The following is a 16,874-nucleotide window of genomic DNA, read 5'->3' as shown; positions in this document are numbered from 1 at the left end:
CGGTGCCGTCTGTTTTCCGCCGGACCGACGGTGCCGGGATTCCTATCGTCGGTGCATGGAAAGCGAACGGATTCCGAAGATGTCGAGCGCGGTGTTGCGGACATCGGTCGTGTGGTTCATGGCGCTGGCCGCCGCGCTCGCCACCGCGAGTGTCTACCTGCTCCACCCCGCCGTCGCCGAGGTCGCGGGGTCACTGGACACCTCCGCGGCGGTGATCGGTACCGCGTTGGCGTGCGGGCCGATCGGCTATCTGGCGGGGTTGGTGTTGCTGGTGCCGCTGGTGGACCGGTTCGCGCCCCGGACTGTGGTGGCGGCGCAGTTCGCGGTGCTGGCGATCGCCTCGGCCGCCGGGGCGGTGGCAGGTTCGTCGTGGGTGCTCGGGGTTGTCCTCGGTGTCGTCGGGGCAGGATCGGCTGTCGGTGCTCAGCTGAGTTCGGTGGCTGGGCGATTCGCGGGGCCGCATCGGCAGGCCACGATCCTGGGGATCGTCACCGCGGGCATTTCGGCGGGAATTCTCGCGGGACGCATTGTCGGCGGGTGGCTCACCGAGGTGATCGGCTGGCGAGCAATGCTGTTGGTCTTCGCGGTGCCCTGCGTCGTGGTGGCGGTGGTGTCGTATTCGGTCCTGCCCGCGGTGCGCGGCCGGGCAGGTTGCGGATATCTGGATACGCTGCGGGGAATTCCGGGACTTTTCGCGCGCTTCGCGGCGCTGCGCTGGGCGGCAGCGCGTGGTGCGCTGTGGTTCTTCGCGTTCTGTGCGATCTGGGCCGGCCTCGCGGTGGCACTGTCGCAGCCGCCGTACTCCTACTCCCCCGAGCGGATCGGTCTGTATGCCTGCGCCGGTCTGGCAGGTGTTGTCGCGACGCGGATCGCCGGGAACTGGACCGATCGGGTCGGCCACCGGAGGGTGATCCTGGTCGGGCTCGCGCTTGCGCTCACCTCGGTGGTGGGCTTGGGCGTTGCCTTGTCGAACATTGCGGTGACGCTGATCTGTCTCGGTCTCTTCGATGCCGGACTGTTCGCGGCGCAAGTAGCCAATCAGAGTGCGGTCCTGGCCATCGATTCATCGGCTCCGGCACGATTCAACAGCGCCTATATGGCGGTCTACTTCGTGGGGGGCAGTCTGGGCACGGCGTTCGGCGCGGCCGCGATCGGCTGGTTCGGCTGGCCAGGGCTGGTCGCTTCCGCCGCGGCGGCGACGGCCGCAGCGGGCATTGTCGCCCTGGCCGATCGCCCACTCGTCGGCAGTCCGGTTGTCGCACACGATGTTTCGGCTGTCCACAGCGAGCGGTGATCTACACGCTGGCGGAGGGCGGCGAGGATCCTCGGTCGCCCGCCCTCCGCGCTCCGGCGCGAACTCGGGCACGGCTACCGAGTGACCTCGTGCACGCCACGTGACTGTGTCGCCGCCGCTTCCAGTGCCGTACGCATGACCGTGGCACCGTGTTCGACGAACTCGGCGATCGACGCGGCGAGCGCGTCGGGCAACACGTCGGTGTGCCAGACGAACCGCGTCCCGCCCTCGGCCTCCGGCAGCGCCTGCATCCAGGCGTGGTGATGGGAGGGGTGCAGACTCCCGCCGACGACGGTGTAGGCGACACGCCTGCTCACCGGGTCGAGGTCGACGAGGCGTTCGGCGACGACGGTGCCGTCGGCGAAGGTGACTGTGCGGGTGTCGGCGTCGAGTCGGGTGTCGGTGACGAACCCCGGTACGAGCCGTTCGTGCACAGCGCCGTAGTCACGCAGCACATCCCAGACCTGGTCCGGTGTGGCGTCGACGTGAAATTCCTTGTGAACAGATGCCATGGTGTCGCTCCTCGGTGTGGGTCGGTGCCCACCCAGCATTCAGTCCGGACCTGCCCCCGGTCTTGAAGATTGTTGCGGGGCCGATGTGTCGTAGCCTCGGCGTACGGTCATCGCATGTTGTGCGCCGTTCCCGTTGCCGCACGGGCGGACTTCACCGTGACCGCCGTGACGTGCCGTGCCGACCACACCCGATGGTCGGCGCCGGAGCCTTGCGGCGAGCATCGGCTTGTGCTCGTGCGGCGCGGCAGGTTCCGGCGCCGAGCCGACGGGGTCGACGCCGACCTCGATCCCACCCTCGGTTATCTGGGCGCTCCCGGAGAGGAAGAACGGTTCGCTCACCCCGCCGGCGGCGACGTGTGCACCTCGGTGAGTATCGCGCCCGAGTTCTGGGACGGGCCGATGGTCGCGCGCGCGGTCTACATCGACGCGCGCGTCGAACTGGCCCACCGCAGGCTGCTTGGTGCCGCCACGGTCGGTGATATCGACTACGCGCTGACCGAGGAACTGCTCCGGCTCGTCGCCGCCGCCACCGGCCGGTCGACTCCGCGCCCACGTCCCGCCGATCGGGCGATGGTCACCGCGGCGCGCCACGCGATCCTCACCGGTGCCGCCGAAGCTGCCGGGTTGCGGTCGCTGGCCGGACTGCTGATGGTCTCGCCGTATCGGCTGAGCCGGGCGTTCTCCCAGCAGATGGGTGTTTCGGTGACCCACTACCGCAACCGAGTTCGCGTCGGCCACGCCATCGACCGGCTCACCGATGGCGAAACCGGCCTCGCCGATCTCGCCGCTGACCTCGGTTTCGCCGACCAGCCCCACCTCACTCGGACCATCCGTGCGCACCTCGGCCACACCCCTGTCGCGCTGCGCCGATTACTCACCCCCTCAGCGTGACGAGCCGGACTCTCGGCGACACCGCGCACCGCCCGGCCTAGGTACCCCTCCCGTAACCGACCCAGCACGGCAACCGTGGGCGTGCACAGCTCGGTTCATCGGCGGCCCATGTGAACCGGCGGTCAGTGCATGTTCAGCACGTCGATTGCGTCATCTTCAGTCCAGCATCTTTTCGATGAGGTCGGCGGCGCGCAGGGTCCCGCCTTCGGCTTTCGCGTCGGCGCTCAGTTGCGCGGAGCGGTGGGCAACCTCGGGATCGGTGATCAGGTCGTGCAGGGCCGCCCGCAGGTTCTCGGCGGTGGCGTCTTCGGTGTCGATGCGGCAGGCCACGCCCAGTTCGACGAGTCGATCCGCGTTCATGAACTGCTCCGCGCCCTGGGGCACGGCGATCATCGGGACGCCCGCTGACAGCCCTTCACCGCAGCCACCCATGCCGGCGTGGGTGATGAAGGCGTCCGCCTGTTCCAGGATTGCCCGCTGAGGCACCCAGGAGTGCACTTCGACATTGGGGGCGATGTCGCCGAGTTCGTCGGGGTCGGTGTGTTTGCCGATCTGAAGGACGATGTGCCAGCCGGGCAAGTTACCGAAAGCCTGTAGGCATTGGCGGTAGAACTCCGGTCGGTGGGTGTAGGCCGAGCCCAGAGAGATCAGCAGCACCTTCCCCGCACGAGCCGGGCGGATCCAGCCCGCTGATCGGCGGGTATCGAAACACGGGCCGACGAATGTCACTGTGCCCGAGTCGACTCGGTCGGCATGAGGTTGCATCGCCCGGGGAATCAGAGCCACGGTGTCGGCGGGCATGCCGGAGAATTCGTCGACATCAGTGGTCGTCGCGCCGCAGTCGGCAAGCCACTGCGCGAATCTCGCCTGGAAGGTGTCGGCGCCGGGCAGTTGCCGGACCTGTGCCACCACGTCCTGTTCGTATCCTTGCCACGCGACGAAGGTGGGCGAGAGCTGGAGCAGCGGGCGATTCTGTGATTCGGCGAGGGCACGTCCGGCATAGGCGCCGATGTCGTACATATAGAGGTCGGCGGGGTCGGCGTCGTAGGCCGCGCGGAGTGGGGCAAGCGCGAGTTGCGCATTGTCGAGGAACAGGTTCATCACCGCGACCGGGTCCTGCGGCCAGTTGTTGTCGGCCACCGGCAACAACGACGTGCACGGAATCAGGTCGGCGCCGGCCCCGGTGATCAGGTCGGCGACCGCCGGGTCGTTGGCGTAGGTGACGCGATGGCCGCGAGCCACCAGCTCACGGATGACTTCGAGGCTCGGCAGGACATGGCTGACGATGGGGATGCCGACCATCGCGATATGGGCGGGGCGAGAGGGCATTTCGCTCACTTCAAAGATTCGGCGGCGGCTTCGAGGTCGTCGATACTGCCGGACATGATCGTGGGCACGTGGGCGGTGATGTGTTCGGCGGGCCAGTTCCACCACGCCACCGCCAGCAATCGGGCGATATCGCGGTCGTCGTAGCGGGTGCGGATGAGACGGGCGGGGTTTCCGCCGACGATGCCGTAGTCGGGGACGTCACCGGTGACGACGGAGCCGGTGCTGATGATCGCGCCGTGGCCGATCCGCACGCCGGGCATCACCGTCGCGCCGTTGCCGAACCAGACGTCGTTGCCGACGACCGTGTCGCCTCGACCCGGCAGCCCGGTGAGCAGGTCGAAGTGGTTCGACCATGATCCGCCCATGGTGGGGAACGGGAAGGTCGACGGGCCGTCCATCCGATGGTTGGCGCCGTTCATGATGAACCGTGTTCCGGTGCCCAGCGCGCAGAATTTTCCGATGATCAGTTTCTCCGGGCCGTAATGGTAGAGAACGTTGCGGGTTTCGAACGCTGTCGGGTCGTCGGGGTCGTCGTAGTAGGAGTACTCGCCGACCTCGATGAGCGGCGAGGTGACCAACGGCTTCAGCAGCACGACTCGTGGCTGGTCGGGCATGGGGTGCACAACGGTCGGGTCCGCGGGAACGGGTGCGGATTCGTGGGGCACAGCGAAACTCCTTCGGCGCATGAGTCGTCCAGCCGCGCACGACTTCCTAAAACGACAACTGTCGCACTAAGCTTACGTCGATAACCTCGCCCGTCAAGCGATCGGACAGCCCGACAATGAGTTCCGAACCGCAAGCCCTCGCTTCGGCCGGCCGCCGACCAGGTGGGCGAACCGCCCGCATCCGAACCCAGGTGCTCGACGCTGTCACCGCCGAGCTGACCGAGCACGGCTACGACGCACTCACCATGGATGCCGTCGCCGCCCGCGCAGGAGTGCACCGCGCGACGGTGTATCGCCGCTGGCACAACGTCGGCGGTCTGCTCGCCGACCTCTTCGACGCGGCCACCGACCAGCAATGGCACCCCCGCGACACCGGCTCCCTCCGCGGCGACCTCGCCGCGCTCAACCACGAGATCCAGGACTCCTTCGCCGAGGAACCATCGCTCGCGCTGGCGTTGATCGCCGTCTCGTTCCGATCCGAGGAAGCCGCCCGAGCGCTGCGGCGCTTATGGGACGACCGGTACGCCCAGTCCGAGATCATCGTCGACCGCGCGATTCAGCGCGGCGAGCTCCCCACCGCCATCGATGCCCGCGCCCTGCTCATCGCCGCTACCGCCCCCATCTACCACCACCTGGTCCTCCTACGCACCCCACCCGACCCCTACTTACCCGACCGAGCAGCAGTCACCGCCGCGCTCGCCGCGGAGGCGGGTGCATTCACCACGTGACTTGCCTCCGGATTCCGCGCGGCACCGGAATCACCAGAGCGCCAATCGCTGTGCCGCTGTTCGACGAACTCACGCCAGGACAGCCGCAGATCATCCGGAGATGGTCTGCGGCTGCCGCGATGCTCGAGGTCGGGCACTGGTTGCTACCGTGTGCTGCCGGTCGGTCACCGGTGATGTTGCACGCGAATAGCTTCGGCCACAACAGCTTTGACCGCTACACGAGGGCTCCGTGCCCGATAACGACGTTGCCGTAGAGATTGCGTGCGATCACCTGCACGACATCGCCGCTCTCCTGCGATTGATCCACCGGATCCATCAGGTTCTGCACGTTGCCGTACATGGCGTTGACCTCGAGCCGGGCCGCGCTGCCCCGACGGATCCCCACTTCCAGGTCACCCATCGACGTCTCCAGCCGAAGTACCCCACGCGCGGCATCGTCGACGCGAATGTTGCCCTTGGCGGTTTTCGCGGTCACCGAACCGCGCGGACGCTCGACCACGATGTCGCCGGCGGCGACCTCCAGGTCGCACTGGTCGTATTCGCCGACACTCGCCAGCCGACCCATCGCGAGGGTCGCGTCGAGAACGGAACCCGAGGGCACCTCGATGGTCACCGAGAGCGTCGCAGTGCCGCCGAACGGCCTGATGGTCTTCCACTTCTTCGGAGTCTCGACCGTCAGCTTGCCGCCGACGAACTCGACCTGGATCTCTTGGGCAGCACGCACATCCGCCTTGCTGGACGCGACCGCCGGTCGAATTTCGACCACCGTGTCGGTGCGGTCGGAGGCGATGACGGTGACGTCGCCACAGGGCACATCAACGGCGACGGCGATCGGCTGCGGTGTCTGGAAAGTGGGCATCTGGACTCCTAGGTTGCGAACTTCGTTATACGTAGATGTATACGTACATTGCGTGCTCTCACTATAAGTAGATGTATACGTATAGCGCAACCCTTGATTTCCGCGATTTCCGCGCAGCCCGAAAGTCAGGACCGAGACTCCCCGGCGAGCCTCGTGGCGCCGGGGGCGTAGACCGCCATCCAGTGCGGATGCAGCCGGTAGTAGACCACCTCGTTGTCCCAGTCGAACGCGTCGGCGCCGTAGAAGTCCTCGAAGTACGCGCGCAGCTCCGGCCAGTCCGCGGCCGGCTCACCGCCCTGCGGGTTGAGGATCTCGACCGTCCCGTGCGTGAACACACCCAGGTCCTCGCCACGCATGTGCGCGACGCTCGCCGCCGGCCGCGCCGCGAGATGGCGGGCCTTCGCGGCAGTGCGCGCCGTGCCGAAATGCCACCGCCCGTGCAGGAAATGACCGTCCACACCACTGATACGTGGCTCACCCTTCGCCGTCACGGTGGACAGCGCCAGGGTGCACATACCGGTGAGGATCTGGGTGAGCCCCGCCGCGGTCAGCGTGTTCTGCTCATCGATGATCGACCGCAGATGCGATGTGGAGCTGGCGAGCGAGGAGTCGAGAAGTATCTGGAGCTCGGCGAGATCTTTCGGAGTTTCGCGCAAGGAGGGCCCTTATCTATCCGTGGTGTGCCAACCGACGAAACCCATCCTCGACCACAACCTTGACATCTTCTGTCATCTTTCGCCCACCGGTTTCGAGTCCAGAACCCGCGCGGGGCCCACCACCGCAGACTGGGTGTGCGACGAATCAGTCTGTGCGACAGTAGGGCGTGGGCAGGCGTGTTGCGGGGAACCTCCCGGCGGAAGTGACGAGCTTCGTCGGACGCGACGACGATGTCGCGGCAGCCAGGAAGCTGCTCGGCGGAACCCGGTTGCTCACCCTGACCGGGGTGGGTGGCGTCGGTAAGACCCGGCTGAGCAGACGTGTCGGCGCGGTCGTGCGGCGGGCATTTCCCGACGGTGTGTGGCTGGTGGAATTGGCCCACGTCAGCGACCCCGACCTGGTCGCCGCTACCGTGGCACGCGAACTCGGGCTGCGCGATGACACCACTGCACCGCAGGCCGCGCTCACCGAGCACCTCGCCGCAGCGGATCTGCTGCTGATCCTGGACAACTGCGAACACGTGATCGGCGCCTGCGCGACACTCGCGGACCAGCTCATCCCCGCGACCACCGGACTGCGGATCCTGGCAACCAGCCGCGAGCCGCTCGGCGTGCCCGGCGAACAGATTCTGCCGGTGGCGCCACTGCCGGTGCCCGACCCCGAACACGCCGAACTCGACAGCCCGGCAACCCGGCTTCTCGTCGACCGCGCCACCGCCGCGGACCCGACCTTCCGGCGCAGCGCGGCCAACGCGGCGACCCTGGCCATGATCTGCCGACGACTCGACGGCATCCCGCTCGCGCTGGAACTGGCGGCGCTGCGCTTGCGGATGTTCACCCCCGACCAGGTCCTGGCCCGCCTCGACGACGCCATGGGCCTGCTCACCACCGGGCTCCGCGCCGCGCCACAGCGCCAGCAGACCCTGGCCTCGGCGATCCGCTGGAGCTATGACCTGTGCACACCCGACGAGCAACGCCTGTGGGAACAGCTGTCAGTCTTCGCGGGCGGTGCCGGGTTCGACGCCGCGCAAGCGGTCTGCCACCTCGGTGACCCGCACACACTGCTGGACGCGCTGACCGGTTTGGTGGACAAGTCGGTACTGACCTACGGACCAGGCGCCGACAGCACCGGCCGGTACACGATGCTCGAACCGCTGCGCCAGTTCGCCCGCGACCGGTTGCGGGCGCGCGGGGACGAATACGCCTTCCGAATCGCCCACCGCGAGTACTACTACCGGCTCGCGCGGCGCGGGCGCGGCGAATACTGGAACGCCGCCGATCAGGGCTGGTTCGCCGATGTCGCCCGCGAACACGCCAATCTGCGTGCCGCACTGCAATTCTGTCTCGACGATCCCGCCGGCGCCCGGCGCGCCCTCGAGATCGCGACCGAGCTGTGGCCGTTCTGGGAGCACTGCCACCTCCTGCTGGAGGGATACCGCTGGCTCTCGGAGGCGCTGGCCAACAACACCGAGCCCACCGTCGACCGAGCCAGGGCGCTGGCCGCGTCCGCGGTGATCGCGGCCATGCGCTCCGAGACCGAGCAGGCGGCGGAATTCGCCATGGCCAGCGCGGCGATCGCCGTCGAATCCGGGTCGGCGCAGGTCAAGGCCGAAGCCGAGATGGCGCGGGCCGTGCTGGTCTTCGGGTCCGGCGATCTGCGCGGTGCGCTCGACATCGCCGTGGCGGTCTCCGGATGCGCACGTGAGTGCGTCCACCCGCGGGTCGAGATGGAGAGCCTGGCGTTCGCCGCCGTGTGCGCGCTGGCCCTCGACGACCCGATCGCCGGTGCGATAACCGAACAACTGCAAGCGCTGACCACCGAGCACGGCTCCCACCTGCTCGGCGGGCTCGCCCAGTGGGCGGTCGGTACCCAGCGGCGGCGTGCCGGTGACCAGCGTGGCGCGGTCGCCGCGCTGCGCCGATCGATCGAGTTGTTCCAGCTCTTCGACCGCTGCGCCTGGATCGCCACCAGTGTCGACGGCCTGGCCTGGGCGGCGGCTGCCGACGGTGACCGCGAGCGCGCCGCGCGGCTGATGGGCGCGGCATCGGCCATCCGCCGGGGCAGTTCGCAGCGGCTCGCGCACGCGATGACCCAGCTCATCGGGCAGCGAGTCCGCGAGCAGGTCCAGACCGCACTCGGCGAGCGGGAATTCACCGCATGCTTCGACGCCGGCGCCGCGCTGACGATCGAGGACGCCGTCCACTACGCGATGCAGACCGCACCGCAGGCGGTCGCCGACGGCGAACCGACCGGACTCGACGTGCTGACACGCCGGGAACGCGAGGTCGCGCGGCTGATCGCCCACGGCTACGGCAACCGCCGGATCGCCCAAGACCTGGTGATCTCGGTCCGCACCGCCGAGAGCCACGTCGACCACATCCTCACCAAACTGGGCTTCACCTCCCGCACCCAGATCGCCACCTGGGTCAGCCGCAGCACCGTGTGACGGCGTCATCTCCGTAGCCGCCACGCGAGATCTCCGTAGTTTCCGCGATTCCCGCGCGCCGCGATGACGGCAAGGTGATGCCGAGGGCACAGCGAACTGCAGTGAGGTGATGCATGACGGTCGATGAGCGCTTCGCGCCCCGGTCGGTGGCGCACATCGGCCACACACCGGTATCGATGATCGAACGGATGACGCTGATCATGGACACCTTCGACGGACCCGCGCCGGTGCGCACCCTGCTCGACGTGGCCGAACGCACCGGCTTACCCCGATCGAGCGTGCACCGCATCATCGATCAGATGATCCGGCTGCGCTGGCTGGCGCACGCACCCGGCGGCTACCGCCTCGGCACCAGGACATTGGAACTCGGCGGACTCGCCATCGAACACAACGAGATCCGCGATGCGTGGGGACCGCTGCTGCACGAGCTGTGCCAGCGCACCGGCATGGTCGCGCACCTCGGTGTGCTCGACGGCCCCGAGGTGCTCGTCATCGACAAAGCCGTCGGCCGCGGCGGCGACAGCATCCCTACCCGCCTCGGCGGCCGGGTGCCCGCGCACTGCACCGCCGTCGGCAAGGCCCTACTGGCCACCTTGCGACCGAGCGTCATCGAACTGGCTTTCGGGGAACGGCTGCCGCAGCCGACCCCCCACACGATCGGCCACCGCGCCGAACTGCACAGCGAACTGGATCGGGTCCGCCGCCATCGGGGAGTCGCCGTCGACCGCGAGGAAGCGCTGCCCGGTGTCGTCTGTGTCGCGGTGCCGATCCGGGCAGGTACCGGGATCGCCGCGCTGTCGCTGTCGGGCCGGGTCGGCGGGACCCGTGCCCCCGGCACGAGCCGGCTGGCCCGGATTCTCGTCGATGTCGCCGACGAGGCCGCCCGGACGGCGACACCCCGTCACCGGCGCCAGCCCTGACCAGGGCACTGGGCAGCCGACTCGCTACGAGCCCGCTCGGGCACACCGACCGCGCAACACCACATAGGTGAGGAAACCGGTCCGGTCCTTGCCCGAGGTGCAGTGGTAGAGCAGCGGGCCGTCGGTGGCGGCGAGTTCGCGGACGGTGGCGCCGAACGCGGCCCGCGACTCCGCGGACAGGAAACTCGCGTAGACGCCCTGCATGATCGTCTCGGCGCCGCCGTTCCCCAGCACTTCCTGCTGGCGTTGCGGGTCCTTGGACTGGATGACCTGCATCATCTTCGTGAACAGTCCGGTGTCGTCGATCGGGCGCGCGACCAGCCGAACACCGGCGGGCAGCCGGTCGGCACCCATGAACTGCACCTCCCCCGGGGTACGCAGATCGACGACGGAGGACAATTTGCGAGCGCCCAAGATGGCGACGTCGGCGTCGGTCAGTCCGGACAGGGCGTCGGCCCGGATCGCCTTGCCGGACTTGACGGTGGCGCCGTCGTAGGTGCGGAAACCGCCGAGGTCACGGACATTGACCGCCCCGTGCAAGGCGATCTGGCCGCCGGTGCTCGGCGCCGCGGCCGCGGGTGCCGACGGCAGCGCGACAGTGGCGCCGAGAGCGATGGCGGCCAGGGCGGTGGTCAATACGGAGACGACGGAGCGTTTGGTACGAATTGCTTTCACGTGCAGCGACGGTAATGATGTGGCCGTCCCGCCAGGCACGCACAATCAATGGCCGGGATTGCGGCTTGACACAACCGAATTCGCGCGCGGCCGGTCGATACTGTGCAGGAAGAACTCCCGGATATCCCCGGCGAGCAGGTCCGGCACCTCCATCGCCGCGAAATGACCGCCGCGGTCGAATTCCGACCAGTGCCTGATGTCGTAGAGCTGTTCGGCCAGCGGGCGCACCGATTGGGTGATGTCGTGGGCGAACACCGCGACGCCGAGGGGGACCGGGCACGGCTCGCTCCCCCGCGCCGACTCGCGATGCAGCCGTGCCGAGGACGCCGCAGTGGCAGTGAGCCAGTACAGGGAGATGTCGGTGAGCATCCGGTCGTCGCTGACCGGCGTACGCGGGTCCGTCCATTGCGCGAAACGTTCGGCGATCCAGGCGAGTTGACCGACCGGCGAGTCGGTGAGCGCGTAGCCGATGGTCTGCGGGGTGGCAGCTTGGAGAGCCTGGTACGGCGGGCGGCTGGCCATCAGCTGTTTGACTTTGCCGAGTCGCGCTTCGTCTGCCTCGGAGAGTTCGACGTCCGGGTTCGGCCTGGTCGGCAGGTAGTTGACATGCACTCCGACAACATGTTCCGCAGCCACCGCGCCCAGCGATTGCGAGATTCCCGAACCGAAATCGCCACCCTGCGCGCCGTAGCGCTCGTAGCCGAGGCGGTGCATCAGCTCGGCCCAGGCGCGCGCGACGCGGACGATATCCCAGCCGCGCTCGTGCGTAGGTCCGGAGAATCCGTAGCCGGGAATGGACGGGATCACCAGATGGAAGTCGCGCGACAGCGGGTCGATCACGTCGAGGAATTCCAGGAACGAGCCGGGCCAGCCGTGGGTGAGGATCAGCGCGAGCGCATCCGGCTTCGGCGAGCGGACATGGACGAAATGGATGTTCTGGCCGTCGATTTCGGTGGTGAAGTGTGCGAACTCGTTGAGTTTCTCCTCGTGCGCGCGCCAGTCGTAGGTCGTGCGCCAGTATTCGGCGAGTTCTTTCAGTCGAGCCAACGGGAAGCCGTAGTCCCAGCCCGCGTCGTCGATTTCATCGGGCCAGCGGGTGCGGGCGAGCCGGTCGTTCAGGTCATCGATATCGGACTGCGGGATGTCGACGCGGAACGGTTCGATCATGGTCTCGACTCCTTCATCCACCCAACGTTTGGGCGACGAACGTTTGTAGGACCAACGATATCGCGATCGTTGGTCACACAAACGATTTGTTAGTGTTGTCACATGGAGCACCCACCCGAGCCGACCGCAGCCAGATGGGCAACCTTGCCGACCTGGCTACTCACCCAAACCGGCAACCACGCCCACCGCCTGGTCAGCGAAGGTTTCGCCGCCGTCGACGCCCGCGGCTACCACTACCGCCTCCTGGCCACCCTCGACGAATTCGGCCCCGCCAGCCAAGCCACCCTCGGCCGCCGCAGCGGCATCCACGTCAGCGACATGGTCGCCACCATCAACGAACTCGCCGACCACACCCTCGTCGAACGCACCCCCGATCCCACCGACCGCCGCCGCAATATCATCTCCCTCACCACCGCGGGCAAGCGCCGACTGCGCCGCCTGGAAAAGCAACTCGCCCACAGCCAGGAAGAACTTCTGGACCCACTCTCGCCGGGAGAACGACGGCAACTGACCGGGCTGCTGGCCAAGCTGTTAGACCACCACAACCGGAAAACGGACACCACCGAGCCATCCCACCAGCGATCGGATCACGTGGGCGCGCAAACGGAGAGGCGCGATACTCCGCACTAGCGCAAGACACAGCACCTCTGAACTCAGTCGAGTGGACTGTGCCCCAACAGAACCCGTCCGCTGAAGTGGGTCTGTTTGGCGCGAGGCAGGGGATGGAACTGGCAGCCGTGGACGTCGCGGTAGAGGCGTTCGAGGTCGCAGGCGCGGGAATAGCCTGCGCCGCCGGTGGTTTCGATGGCAAGGCGGACGGTGGTGATCAACGCGTCGGCGGCGACGGTTTTGCGGCTGAGAGTGCGGGCGGCGTAGGTGTCGGTGTTGGGGAAGGCCAGGTTCTCCGAGTCGGCGAACATCGCCGCGATGAGGTCCTGCGCGGTGGTATGGGCGTTGAGCATCTCGCCGGCCGACTGGATTGTGTGGGCTTCGGAACGGCCCGCGAGTAGGTGTGCGGTGAGGTCGACAGCCGCGTCCGCGACACCGAGGTAGGCAGCCAGCACCAGGGGAAGCGCCGCGCCGATCACCACATTCAGCACCGGCGGCCACGGACCGGCCGGGCGGGTCAGTGAGATCGCGGCGTCGGGGACGAACACGTCGTCGAGCACGACCGTATGCGAACCGCTCGCACGCAAACCGAACGAATCCCAGGTCTTGTCGATGCTCACGCCCGCGGCGGCCAACGGGATCGCGAAGTGCAACACCTCATCGTCGTATCGAACACTGGTGACCAGCACGTCGCCCACCTCACACCCACTCGCGGGCGCCTTGCGCGCACTCACCCGATACCCACCGTCGACCCGCACCGCCTGCCCATTGGAATCGACCCAATCCGAGGCACCGGTGCTGACCAGAATCGCCCCGCCCGCGACCTTCGCGAACACCGCCGAGGCATCCACCCCATGGTTGTGCCGCCACACCTGCGCGGCCACCAGATGCGAATGCATCGCGAACGCCACCGCCGTCGACGGATCATGCCTACCGAGTTCGCGCAGGATCTCCCCCATCTCCCGATGGCTGGCACCCCCGCCGCCGAACTCGAGCGGCACGAGCGCCGCCGACAACCCGCTCGACCGCAACAGGTCGAACGCCGTGACAGAGACCGCGCCGGTGCGGTCGCGCTCAGGGACCTCCGGACGCAGGGTTTCACCGATCTCGCGGGCGAGGGAAACCCGGTCGGCGCTGGACATGGTGCCGGAAATTGTCGAAGTCATGTTTCGAAGGTAGGAAGCGCCGCGATAACCAGATAGTCCAGAAAGTGGACTCTCCCGGTCCAGAAAATGGACCCTGTCGGCGAGGTGACCATGACAAGCACGACCGCAGGCTACGGCCAGTACTGCCCGATCTCGCGCGCCCTCGACGTGCTCGGCGAACGATGGTCGCTGCTCATCCTGCGCGACCTGTTCCTCGGCACCACCCGCTTCAACGACCTCGCCCGCGGCCTACCCGGCCTCTCGCGCAGCCTGCTCGCCAAACGCCTGCGCCAGTTCGAACGCGCCGGGCTGATCGAAAAGCTCGGCACCGAACACCTGCTCACCGAGGCAGGGACCCAACTCCAGCCCATTCTGTTCGGCCTCGGCGAATGGGGTGCGCGCTGGACATTCGGCGCACCCCAGGAAGAGGAACTCGACGCCGCCCTGCTCGTCTGGTGGATGCACACCCGAGTCGACACCTCGATGCTGCCCGGTCGGCGGCAGGTGCTGCAGGTCAGGTTCACCGACGACCTACGTCGTTTCTGGATCGTGGTCGAAGCCGCCGTTCCCTCGGTGTGCGAGACCGATCCCGGCTATCCCGTCGACGTCACGATCAGCGCGGATGTCGCCGGACTGTACGAGGTGTGGTTGGGTCGCATGCCGCTCACGCACGCGCAACGCACCGGGCGGATCACCTTCACCGGTCCGCCCGCGCTCACCCGCCGAATGCCCGCCGTGTTGCGGCTGAGTCCAGTGGCCGGATATGTCGCGGCTACGGCTCGATTGGACCCAACAGCGCGCGCGTCATGAACTATATCGAACAAAACGTGGCGGTAATCACTACTTGCCGCGTCATGTTGGCAGCCGCCGTAATCAAAACGTTAGGATTCGACCATGGTACGTACCGGAGCAGTAACCTCAGAGCCGTACGAACCGAATGCCCTTCTCCCCCAACAGCATCCGGCGCGTCTCGAACTCGTCAGCGATACTCCTGACACCGCCGCGGCGACGCCCGAACAGGCCGACGACCACTTCCCGCGCCTCGGCGACACCAGTTTCCTCACCGGCGCGGCCAAACACCGCCTCGCCGCCTACATCCACACCCAGCTCGCCGAACTCGAAGAGATGCCGTGACACCACGCCACTGACGACGCCTACCCGGCCCATCGCGTCCGCGCACGATTAGGCTGCACAGCCAGAAGTCATCGGCGCCAGAGGCGAATTCACGCGAGGAGTGGCCAGGTTGAGCGACACATCGGTCGTCCTCCCCGAACAGGTACGCACCGAACTGCGTCGCGGCGTACGCAGCGTCCTCGTCGACACCGCCGCCCTGCGCCTGGTCCGTGAACGCTTCGACGACAACCAGGCAGGCACCCTACGCCGCTACCTCGAAGCGTCCCAATCGGCGAATACCCTGCGCGCCTACCGAACCGACTGGATCGCCTGGGCAGGCTGGTGCGCGGTCGAGCAGCGACAGGCACTCCCCGCGGACCCACTCGACGTCGCCGTCTATCTGGCCGCCTCCGCTGATGCCCGACGCGAAAGCGGCGCATGGGCATTCAGCCCGGCCACCCTGGATCGCAAGTCCGCCGCCATCGCCGCCGTCCACGCCGCCAACGGACTCCCCTCACCGACCCGCTCCGACGTCGTCCGGCTCACCCTGCGCGGTATCCGTCGCACCCGTCGCACCCCGCCGACCCGCAAACGGCCGGTCCTGCTGCACACCCTCGACCAACTTCTCGCCGAACTCCCCGCACCCGACTGGCCTACCGAACCCGCGCGCCGCCGAGACGCCCTGGCACTGCTGGTCGGTTTCGCCGGCGCCCTGCGCCGCAGCGAACTCGCGGGCTTGCGCGTCAGCGACGTGCACGTGCGCACCGACCACACCACCGGCGAACCACTGCTCATCGTGCACCTGCCGACCACCAAGACCGACCCGACCGGCATCGCCGAACAGCGCATCGCCCTGCCCCGCGGCAAACACCCACGCACCTGCCCGATCTGCGCGTTCGCCGACTGGGTCCGGCTACTGGAGGTCCACACCGACGCAGGCGACGCAGGCACACGATCCTGGACCACGAACAACCCCGCCGCCGACACCACGATCCACCGCTGCCACGGCTTCACCGGAACCCCACTCAGCACCGACGAGGACCGCCCGCTGTTCCCCACGATCAACCGCCACGGCTCGATCGGCACCACCGCACTGTCGGGCCGCGCCGTCGCCGAACTCGTCAAACGCTATGCGGCCCGCGCCGGCCTCGACCCCGACCTGTTCTCCGGGCACTCCCTGCGCGCTGGATTCGCCACCCAGGCCGCCCTCGGTGGAGCGAGCGACCGCGAGATCATGCGCCAGGGCCGCTGGGCCAACCCCCGAACCGTCCACCGCTACATCCGCACCGCGAACCCACTCGAAGACAACGCGGTCACCAAGCTCGGGCTGTGAGCTAGCGAATCCGGTCGAGCCGGAAGATCCGGAACTCGCGACCGCCCGAGAGCTGGAACTCCATCTCGTAACCCGGCCAGAACTCGACGGCCTGGTCCCAGACGCGCTTGCGTTCGACCCCGGAGATCTCGGCAACGCTCACCGGGAACGCACTGCTGCCGTCGAAGCGGACCGATGCGGTGCGGGCCGCGCGCAGGTTCGCCGACCATGCCGGGTGCTCCGGCTTACCCCAGTTCGAGCCGACCAGGTAGAAACCGTCGCCATCGGGCACGCACAGCAGCGAGGTGGTGCGCGGCTGGCCGGACTTGCGTCCGACCACCGTGATCTCGATCGATGGGAGCCCAGCCACGTCGAGAACACCCCACCGGCCACCGCTGAGCCTGCGCAACAACCGTTCGGTCGGCAGAACGAGGCCGGCGCCACGCATTACCCAGGGCTGTGTCGCGACCACGCGTGCGAAGCCCGGCAAGGGATTCCAAACCATCCCCGAATCCTGGCTCGAGCGAACCGCATTCGCCCACTCACGACGGT

At 67.8% G+C, this 16,874-nt stretch carries 18 protein-coding genes; 9 read left to right on the top strand and 9 right to left on the bottom strand.

Translation table 11 applies throughout. The features are described from left to right. Positions 1–55 precede the first annotated feature (55 nt). Positions 56–1,294 (top strand): MFS transporter, encoded by a 1,239-nt coding sequence (locus ACWZHB_RS10740; RefSeq protein ID WP_427907793.1) that lies wholly within the window; start codon positions 56–58, stop codon positions 1,292–1,294. Positions 1,295–1,368: 74 nt separating this feature from the next. Here the strand turns inward: ACWZHB_RS10740 and ACWZHB_RS10735 are convergent, their stop codons facing one another. Beyond that, entirely contained in the window at positions 1,369–1,806 is a 438-nt protein-coding gene (locus tag ACWZHB_RS10735; RefSeq protein ID WP_427907792.1) for an SRPBCC family protein, read from the bottom strand. 114 nt (positions 1,807–1,920) lie between these two features. On the opposite strand from ACWZHB_RS10735, the gene ACWZHB_RS10730 reads away from it, so the two are divergent. Next, the gene (locus tag ACWZHB_RS10730) at positions 1,921–2,697 is read left to right on the top strand and encodes a helix-turn-helix domain-containing protein (RefSeq protein ID WP_427907791.1); all 777 of its coding nucleotides are present in this window, start codon (positions 1,921–1,923) and stop codon (positions 2,695–2,697) included. A gap of 156 nt (positions 2,698–2,853) precedes the next feature. Here the strand turns inward: ACWZHB_RS10730 and ACWZHB_RS10725 are convergent, their stop codons facing one another. After that, positions 2,854–4,026, bottom strand: a complete 1,173-nt coding sequence (locus tag ACWZHB_RS10725) for a macrolide family glycosyltransferase (RefSeq protein ID WP_427907790.1) — start codon at positions 4,024–4,026, stop codon at positions 2,854–2,856. 5 nt (positions 4,027–4,031) lie between these two features. Continuing rightward, positions 4,032–4,712 carry a CatB-related O-acetyltransferase gene (locus tag ACWZHB_RS10720; RefSeq protein WP_427907789.1) on the bottom strand — a complete coding sequence of 227 codons (681 nt, stop codon included), beginning with the start codon at positions 4,710–4,712 and terminating at the stop codon, positions 4,032–4,034. Positions 4,713–4,807: 95 nt separating this feature from the next. Here ACWZHB_RS10720 and ACWZHB_RS10715 point away from each other — a divergent pair, with 95 nt between their 5' ends. Next, entirely contained in the window at positions 4,808–5,419 is a 612-nt protein-coding gene (locus tag ACWZHB_RS10715) for a TetR/AcrR family transcriptional regulator (RefSeq protein ID WP_427907788.1), read from the top strand. A gap of 214 nt (positions 5,420–5,633) precedes the next feature. Here ACWZHB_RS10715 and ACWZHB_RS10710 read toward each other — a convergent pair whose 3' ends face one another. Then, positions 5,634–6,278, bottom strand: a complete 645-nt coding sequence (locus ACWZHB_RS10710) for a DUF4097 family beta strand repeat-containing protein (protein WP_427907787.1) — start codon at positions 6,276–6,278, stop codon at positions 5,634–5,636. 125 nt (positions 6,279–6,403) lie between these two features. Further along, the gene (locus ACWZHB_RS10705) at positions 6,404–6,934 is read right to left on the bottom strand and encodes a pyridoxamine 5'-phosphate oxidase family protein (protein WP_427907786.1); all 531 of its coding nucleotides are present in this window, start codon (positions 6,932–6,934) and stop codon (positions 6,404–6,406) included. A gap of 203 nt (positions 6,935–7,137) precedes the next feature. Between ACWZHB_RS10705 and ACWZHB_RS10700 the strand changes: the two genes are divergently transcribed. Both ACWZHB_RS10700 and ACWZHB_RS10695 read left to right on the top strand, forming a co-directional pair. Then, positions 7,138–9,381 carry an ATP-binding protein gene (locus ACWZHB_RS10700; protein ID WP_427907785.1) on the top strand — a complete coding sequence of 748 codons (2,244 nt, stop codon included), beginning with the start codon at positions 7,138–7,140 and terminating at the stop codon, positions 9,379–9,381. Positions 9,382–9,494: 113 nt separating this feature from the next. Then, positions 9,495–10,301, top strand: a complete 807-nt coding sequence (locus ACWZHB_RS10695) for an IclR family transcriptional regulator (protein WP_427907784.1) — start codon at positions 9,495–9,497, stop codon at positions 10,299–10,301. 24 nt (positions 10,302–10,325) lie between these two features. Here the strand turns inward: ACWZHB_RS10695 and ACWZHB_RS10690 are convergent, their stop codons facing one another. Both ACWZHB_RS10690 and ACWZHB_RS10685 read right to left on the bottom strand, forming a co-directional pair. Next, positions 10,326–10,976: a tyrosine-protein phosphatase gene (locus ACWZHB_RS10690; protein ID WP_427907783.1), complete on the bottom strand. Its 651-nt coding sequence runs from the start codon at positions 10,974–10,976 to the stop codon at positions 10,326–10,328. A 45-nt stretch (positions 10,977–11,021) separates the two neighbouring features. Then, entirely contained in the window at positions 11,022–12,143 is a 1,122-nt protein-coding gene (locus ACWZHB_RS10685) for an epoxide hydrolase family protein (RefSeq protein ID WP_427907782.1), read from the bottom strand. A 102-nt stretch (positions 12,144–12,245) separates the two neighbouring features. Here ACWZHB_RS10685 and ACWZHB_RS10680 point away from each other — a divergent pair, with 102 nt between their 5' ends. After that, positions 12,246–12,773, top strand: coding sequence for a MarR family winged helix-turn-helix transcriptional regulator (locus ACWZHB_RS10680; RefSeq protein WP_427907781.1), 528 nt, complete (start codon positions 12,246–12,248; stop codon positions 12,771–12,773). A 23-nt stretch (positions 12,774–12,796) separates the two neighbouring features. Here the strand turns inward: ACWZHB_RS10680 and ACWZHB_RS10675 are convergent, their stop codons facing one another. Beyond that, a complete protein-coding gene (locus tag ACWZHB_RS10675; protein WP_427907780.1) occupies positions 12,797–13,918 on the bottom strand; it encodes an acyl-CoA dehydrogenase family protein in 1,122 nt (373 codons plus the stop codon). A 90-nt stretch (positions 13,919–14,008) separates the two neighbouring features. On the opposite strand from ACWZHB_RS10675, the gene ACWZHB_RS10670 reads away from it, so the two are divergent. The 3 genes from ACWZHB_RS10670 (at position 14,009) to ACWZHB_RS10660 (ending at position 16,343) form a co-directional block, all read left to right on the top strand. After that, the gene (locus tag ACWZHB_RS10670) at positions 14,009–14,707 is read left to right on the top strand and encodes a winged helix-turn-helix transcriptional regulator (protein ID WP_427907779.1); all 699 of its coding nucleotides are present in this window, start codon (positions 14,009–14,011) and stop codon (positions 14,705–14,707) included. A gap of 84 nt (positions 14,708–14,791) precedes the next feature. After that, positions 14,792–15,031 carry a hypothetical protein gene (locus ACWZHB_RS10665; RefSeq protein ID WP_427907778.1) on the top strand — a complete coding sequence of 80 codons (240 nt, stop codon included), beginning with the start codon at positions 14,792–14,794 and terminating at the stop codon, positions 15,029–15,031. Positions 15,032–15,140: 109 nt separating this feature from the next. Then, positions 15,141–16,343, top strand: a complete 1,203-nt coding sequence (locus tag ACWZHB_RS10660; protein ID WP_427907777.1) for a site-specific integrase — start codon at positions 15,141–15,143, stop codon at positions 16,341–16,343. Between the two features lies 1 nt (position 16,344). Here ACWZHB_RS10660 and ACWZHB_RS10655 read toward each other — a convergent pair whose 3' ends face one another. Then, on the bottom strand, positions 16,345–16,827 hold the full coding sequence (locus ACWZHB_RS10655; RefSeq protein ID WP_427907776.1) for a nitroreductase family deazaflavin-dependent oxidoreductase: 483 nt from the start codon (positions 16,825–16,827) through the stop codon (positions 16,345–16,347). Between the last annotated feature and the right edge of the window lie 47 nt (positions 16,828–16,874).

It is taken from the genome of Nocardia sp. FBN12 (assembly GCF_054031145.1).
This window is presented reverse-complemented; position numbering and strand designations above follow the sequence as displayed.

Coding starts and splice junctions, on each gene's coding strand:
- ACWZHB_RS10740 (WP_427907793.1), top strand. CDS start 56: ATGGAAAGCGAACGGATTCCGAAGATGTCGAGCGCGGTGTTGCGGACA.
- ACWZHB_RS10735 (WP_427907792.1), bottom strand. CDS start 1,806: ATGGCATCTGTTCACAAGGAATTTCACGTCGACGCCACACCGGACCAG.
- ACWZHB_RS10730 (WP_427907791.1), top strand. CDS start 1,921: ATGTTGTGCGCCGTTCCCGTTGCCGCACGGGCGGACTTCACCGTGACC.
- ACWZHB_RS10725 (WP_427907790.1), bottom strand. CDS start 4,026: ATGCCCTCTCGCCCCGCCCATATCGCGATGGTCGGCATCCCCATCGTC.
- ACWZHB_RS10720 (WP_427907789.1), bottom strand. CDS start 4,712: ATGCGCCGAAGGAGTTTCGCTGTGCCCCACGAATCCGCACCCGTTCCC.
- ACWZHB_RS10715 (WP_427907788.1), top strand. CDS start 4,808: ATGAGTTCCGAACCGCAAGCCCTCGCTTCGGCCGGCCGCCGACCAGGT.
- ACWZHB_RS10710 (WP_427907787.1), bottom strand. CDS start 6,278: ATGCCCACTTTCCAGACACCGCAGCCGATCGCCGTCGCCGTTGATGTG.
- ACWZHB_RS10695 (WP_427907784.1), top strand. CDS start 9,495: ATGACGGTCGATGAGCGCTTCGCGCCCCGGTCGGTGGCGCACATCGGC.
- ACWZHB_RS10685 (WP_427907782.1), bottom strand. CDS start 12,143: ATGATCGAACCGTTCCGCGTCGACATCCCGCAGTCCGATATCGATGAC.
- ACWZHB_RS10680 (WP_427907781.1), top strand. CDS start 12,246: ATGGAGCACCCACCCGAGCCGACCGCAGCCAGATGGGCAACCTTGCCG.
- ACWZHB_RS10675 (WP_427907780.1), bottom strand. CDS start 13,918: ATGACTTCGACAATTTCCGGCACCATGTCCAGCGCCGACCGGGTTTCC.
- ACWZHB_RS10670 (WP_427907779.1), top strand. CDS start 14,009: ATGACAAGCACGACCGCAGGCTACGGCCAGTACTGCCCGATCTCGCGC.
- ACWZHB_RS10665 (WP_427907778.1), top strand. CDS start 14,792: ATGGTACGTACCGGAGCAGTAACCTCAGAGCCGTACGAACCGAATGCC.
- ACWZHB_RS10655 (WP_427907776.1), bottom strand. CDS start 16,827: ATGGTTTGGAATCCCTTGCCGGGCTTCGCACGCGTGGTCGCGACACAG.